Source organism: Alcanivorax sp. HI0083 (assembly GCF_001635175.1).
In genome coordinates this window covers 1-4722 of sequence record NZ_LWFX01001541.1, presented here as the reverse complement: position 1 = coordinate 4722, position 4722 = coordinate 1, and the positions used below count along the sequence as shown (strand labels likewise).

The window sequence follows — 4722 nt, the reverse complement described above, 5'->3', positions numbered from 1 at the left end:
TCAGCGCCAGTCTGCTACTGTTCTTGCTGCTGCTGATGCCGGCCGCTGTGTTGGTGGAGCGTGTCCCGCCCTTGCGGCCCGGTGGTGCCCCCTTGGTGCTGACCAACCCTCAGGGGCTCTGGTGGGATGGGCAGGCTGACTGGCAATGGCAACGCCGTCAGGGCTCGGTGAAATGGGCGCTGGACTGGCACGGCCTGGTGCCGGGCCTGGCGTTGAAAATGCATAGCAACGATGACGCCGCGCGTCTGTCCGGTTGGCTGGGCGCCGATTGGGGCGATTGGCAGTTGCAGCAGACCCGGCTGTCGTTGCCGGTGGCGCTGGTGGCTGACCATATTCCCCAGGGCAGTGCAGACGGGCGTGTGGACGCGACCCTGATGCAGATTACCTTTGGTGATGGCAAGATCAAGGCATTGCAGGGCACGCTGCAGTACGGCGGCGGCACGGTCACCTGGGGCCGCAATGGCTCCGCAACGGTACCGGTGCTGCAAGGCCGTTTGAGCATGGACAATGAGCAACCTGCCTTGCAGGTGGTGGGCCCGGAGAGTGAGTCGTTGGTGGATGCCCGGCTTGCAGATGGGCGCTTCGAACTGGAAGTGCGGCGAGCCTGGCCCATGCTGTTGGGGGTGAGCCAGGGAGGCAATCCGGAGGATGTGGTATTCCAGATGTCGCAACCTTTTGCCCTGCCGGGTGGTCAGTAACACTATATTGCAATAATAAGCCGTAGAATCCGGTAGGTTGTAGCCTCTGCCATATCGGTAATCGGCAATAACGATAAAGGAAGTCGCAGGACGGTTATGTCGCAACTGGCGAGTTGGGGAAAGCAGCAGCAATGGGGCGCACCGCTTCGGTGGGTGATCGCTGTATTGCTGGTGGTCGCGTTGGCCTATGTGCTGGCGCAGACCGTATGGCTATTGTGGTATGGCCCCAGCGAGCCCGTGCCTGCGAATACCCGGACTCGCCTGGAAGTGTCTTCATCTGGCGATGCCCCGACCCTCTCCCAGGCCCAGATCGATAACTGGCAACTGTTTGGAAACTATGAGCCAGTGGCCAGCACCGGCAATGACAAGCCCACCGACGCCCCCGATACCCGTCTGCGCCTGGAGCTGCTGGGGGTCTTCCAGAATGCCGATACCAAGCGCGCCACGGCGATTATTGCCGAGAAAGGTAAAGAGGGAGAGCTGTACCATATCGGTGACAGCATTCCCGGTAACGCCAAGCTGGAAGAGGTTTACCCCGACCGGGTGATCCTGCGCCGGGCGGGTCGACTGGAAACGCTGCGCTGGAGCGACAATGCCCTGGGCGGTGTGACGGAAGTGACGCGCGAGCCCGCGCCGCGCCCGGCGCCCACTGTGCCAGACGGCAATGGGGGCGGGGCCGATCTGGCACGCCAGCGCACCGCTATTATTGGCCAATTGGGGCTGGAGCCTGTCACTGATGGTGGCAGCGCCGGTTACCGGTTGGGCAAGCGTGCTCCAAAACAATTGCTTGCGCAGGTTGGCCTGCAAAGCGATGACGTAATCCTCTCGGTTAACGGACACCCGCTGGGAACAGAAAGCAACGACATGGCGGCTCTGCGTTCGTATCAGGACACCCAGCAGGCATCCATTGTGGTGCAACGGGGTGACCAGCAATTTACCGTGAACTATCCGCCTTAGTGAGTGGTTTTATGACGCCTTTTTTCAGAACGTCTCTATCAAGAATAATAATGCTGTTGGTACTGTCGGCCGTCATGGCGACCACAGCCCATGCGCGGACAACGAACGAAGTGCAGGCCAGTGATGACGGCAAGAGCTGGACGGTGAATATCCGCAATGCGGATATTCAGGCGTTTATCAGCCAGGTGGCCGACATGACCGGCAAGAACTTCGTGGTCGACCCCCGGGTCCGGGCCAGGGACGTGACGGTGGTGTCCACCAAGTCGCTTACCTCCAGCGAAGTCTATGAGTTGTTCCTGTCCGTGCTTCAGGTCCACGGCTATGCGGCGGTGCCGGCCGGCGACATCATCAAGATTGTGCCCAACACCACGGCCAAACAGAGCAATCTGCCGCTGGTGGGCGAGAATGCAGCCGGTGGAGAAGAGTTGGTGACCCGGGTGATTCCGGTGGAAAACTCGCCGGTGGAAGAGTTGGTGCCAGTACTGCGCCCATTGGTGCCCCAGTACGGCCATCTGGCGGCGGTGGGGTCTGCCAATGCGCTGATCATCAGTGATCACATGGACAACATCCGTCGCATGGAAGCGATAATTGCCAGCCTGGATAGTGCGGAATCCGAAGACGTTCAGGTGATCAAGCTCAAGTATGCCTTCGCTGGTGACATGGTGAAGATGCTGGAAAGCCTGACGCCACAGACGGGCGGTCGTCGCGGTAAAACTCCGGAAGGCGGGGTGACCGTGGTGGCAGATGAGCGGACCAATCGGCTGATTATCAAAGGGGATCGAGTTACCCGTCAGCGTATGGTGCAGATGATCCGCAGCCTGGACACGGAAGAAACGGATAATGGTGGTGTGCAAGTTATCCGTCTTAGCCATGGCGATGCCAAGACGCTGGCGGAGCTATTGAAGAATTTTGCCGATGGCGCATCGGTGACCAAGGCGGGTGGCGACAGCAAGACCGCCACAGCCGCATCATCCAATAACAGTAAAGTGTCCATTCAGGCAGATGAATCCCTGAACGCGCTGGTGATCCGGGCCGAACCGAGCATGATGCGTGAGCTGCAGTCGGTGATCAGCCAGCTGGATGTGCGCCGTGCGCAGATCCTGATTGAGGCGGCGATTGTAGAGATCTCCGGCGAGCAGGGTAAGAACCTGGGCTTTCAGTACGTGGGCGGCAGCAATGAAAGTGGCGTCGGCGCAGTGAATTTTGGTGGCGGTGGGTTGAGTATCAATTCCATCGTCCAGGCCCTGGCCACTGATGATCCTTCTGGTCTGAGCCTGGGCGATGGTATTACCGCCGGGCTGGGTGAAACCGATTCCAACGGCGACTTGAAGTGGGGTGCCCTGGTTCAGGCACTTTCCACTTCGTCAGATGTGAATCTGCTGTCCACGCCGAGCATTCTGACCCTGGATAACGAAGAAGCCTCCATCGTTGTTGGTGAGAATGTGCCGTTCGTGACCGGGCAAAGCACCAACACGGGTTCCGGGGTATCCAATCCGTTCACTACCATTCAGCGTGAAGATGTGGGGCTGACACTTAAAGTGACCCCGCATGTGGCGGGCTTGTCCACCATTCGTCTGGAGCTGGAGCAGGAAAACTCTGCGGTGAAGGACTCCGCCGGTGATGCCGTGGATATCGTTACCACGACCCGCAAGTTGCAAAGTACGGTGCTGGCCGATGATGCTGAGACCATCGCCCTGGGTGGCCTGATCAAGGACGATATTCGCGTTACGGTGCGCAAGGTGCCGCTGCTGGGTGACATCCCGCTGCTGGGTTTCCTGTTCCGGTCTACCAGCAAGGATCGGGTGAAGAGTAACCTGATGGTTTTCCTGAAACCGACGATTCTGGCCAACAATGATCGTCTGGTACAAATGAGTCGCGAGAAGTACATGGGCCTCACCGCCCTGCAGTTCCGTCTTAACGATGATGGCGAACTGGAGCAGGTGGAGAAGAATCCGATTCCCCAGACTCTGGATCATATTTTTGAAGGGCGTACACCGGTGCCGCAGGATTTCCGTGATGCCTACTTCAATGAGCAGGATGCGCCGATTCCGGCCACCAAAAAGGACATCGAGGACAAACAGCCCAGGAAGGTTCCAGGGGTGGATCGTCAGGCGGAGGGAGATTCAGACCTGTAGTTATGACGGGTCTTGCTTCGTTCGAGTTAAAAAAACGCGCTTCGGCGCGTTTTTTTATGTTCATCGTGGATTAGCAGGAAGGCTGGCGAGTCATACGTCTGAAGTCAGGCGTCAGACTTCTGACGTTCGACCTTCGACCTTCGACCAGATCGCTCTCCTTCCCTCAAATGTGCGAAGAACCTTTTTATGCGGTCATGGTTGTGCCCGGTCAGGGTCAGGATTGCTGGAGGCTGCGCAGGTTGCTCAGCACTCGCTGGCTGCGTTCCAGTTTCTTGTTGAGTTCTTCGTTGTCCGGATACAGCGGGGCGACCTGTTTCCAGATTCGGTAAGCCTCGCGATACTGGCCGCGGGCGTAGAGCGCCTCCCCTGTATTCATCTCTTCCGCAAACCGGCGACGGCACCATTGCTCCAGGCGTTTGCGATGACTTGCCAGAGCCGGGTTGCCCGGGTGCCGGTTCAGGAAGGCGCGGGCGGCGAGCAGCGATTGCAGCTGACCGTTGCGCTGGTAGCGGCTCATCAGTTGTTCTGCCTGGGTTTGCAGAGCAAGGTTACGCTTGGCGCGGGCGCGCTGTTCTTCGTTGTTCAGTACCTGCTGGGCCTGTGCCAGGACCGGGGAGGGTTTGGCCTGGGGGGCCAGTTGATGGGCGGAACGCAGCAGGTCGCGGGCCAGCATCCACTGTTCCCGCTCACCGAAATATTCGCCCAGGGTGGTCAGGTCCTGAATCAGTTGCTGACGCTCCTCGGCCAGTTTCTGGCGTTCCTGCTTGGCGTGGGGCGCATGAAAGTCGGCCAGCTGCTGTTCCAGCCTGTCGTTGGCCAGCATGGCGACAGCCTGGGCCTGGCGTCTCTCTGCCAGTAACTGGTTCAGCTGGCGCTCTTCCTGTGTGGATAAGGCGGTGCTTAATTCATCCATGGCCGCCGGGTTCAGTACC

Annotated in this window: 4 protein-coding genes; 3 read left to right on the top strand and 1 reads right to left on the bottom strand. The window is 59.2% G+C overall.

Annotated elements, in window-relative coordinates; all coding sequences use genetic code 11:
* From gspN to gspD, 3 genes are all read left to right on the top strand, one after another.
* On the top strand, positions 1-698 hold a 698-nt coding region (gspN, locus tag A3754_RS23160; RefSeq protein ID WP_082904821.1), incomplete at its 5' end, for a type II secretion system protein N.
* A 96-nt stretch (positions 699-794) separates the two neighbouring features.
* Entirely contained in the window at positions 795-1655 is an 861-nt protein-coding gene (locus A3754_RS23155) for a type II secretion system protein N (RefSeq protein WP_063521464.1), read from the top strand.
* A 50-nt stretch (positions 1656-1705) separates the two neighbouring features.
* Positions 1706-3790, top strand: coding sequence for a type II secretion system secretin GspD (gene gspD, locus A3754_RS23150; RefSeq protein WP_063521463.1), 2085 nt, complete (start codon positions 1706-1708; stop codon positions 3788-3790).
* A 214-nt stretch (positions 3791-4004) separates the two neighbouring features.
* Here the strand turns inward: gspD and A3754_RS28160 are convergent.
* On the bottom strand, positions 4005-4722 hold a 718-nt coding region (locus A3754_RS28160; protein ID WP_063521462.1), incomplete at its 5' end, for a hypothetical protein.

Bases quoted from the DNA above. Each gene is read 5' to 3' on its own strand.
- A3754_RS23155 (WP_063521464.1), top strand. From the start codon at position 795: ATGTCGCAACTGGCGAGTTGGGGAAAGCAGCAGCAATGGGGCGCACCG.
- gspD (WP_063521463.1), top strand. From the start codon at position 1,706: ATGCTGTTGGTACTGTCGGCCGTCATGGCGACCACAGCCCATGCGCGG.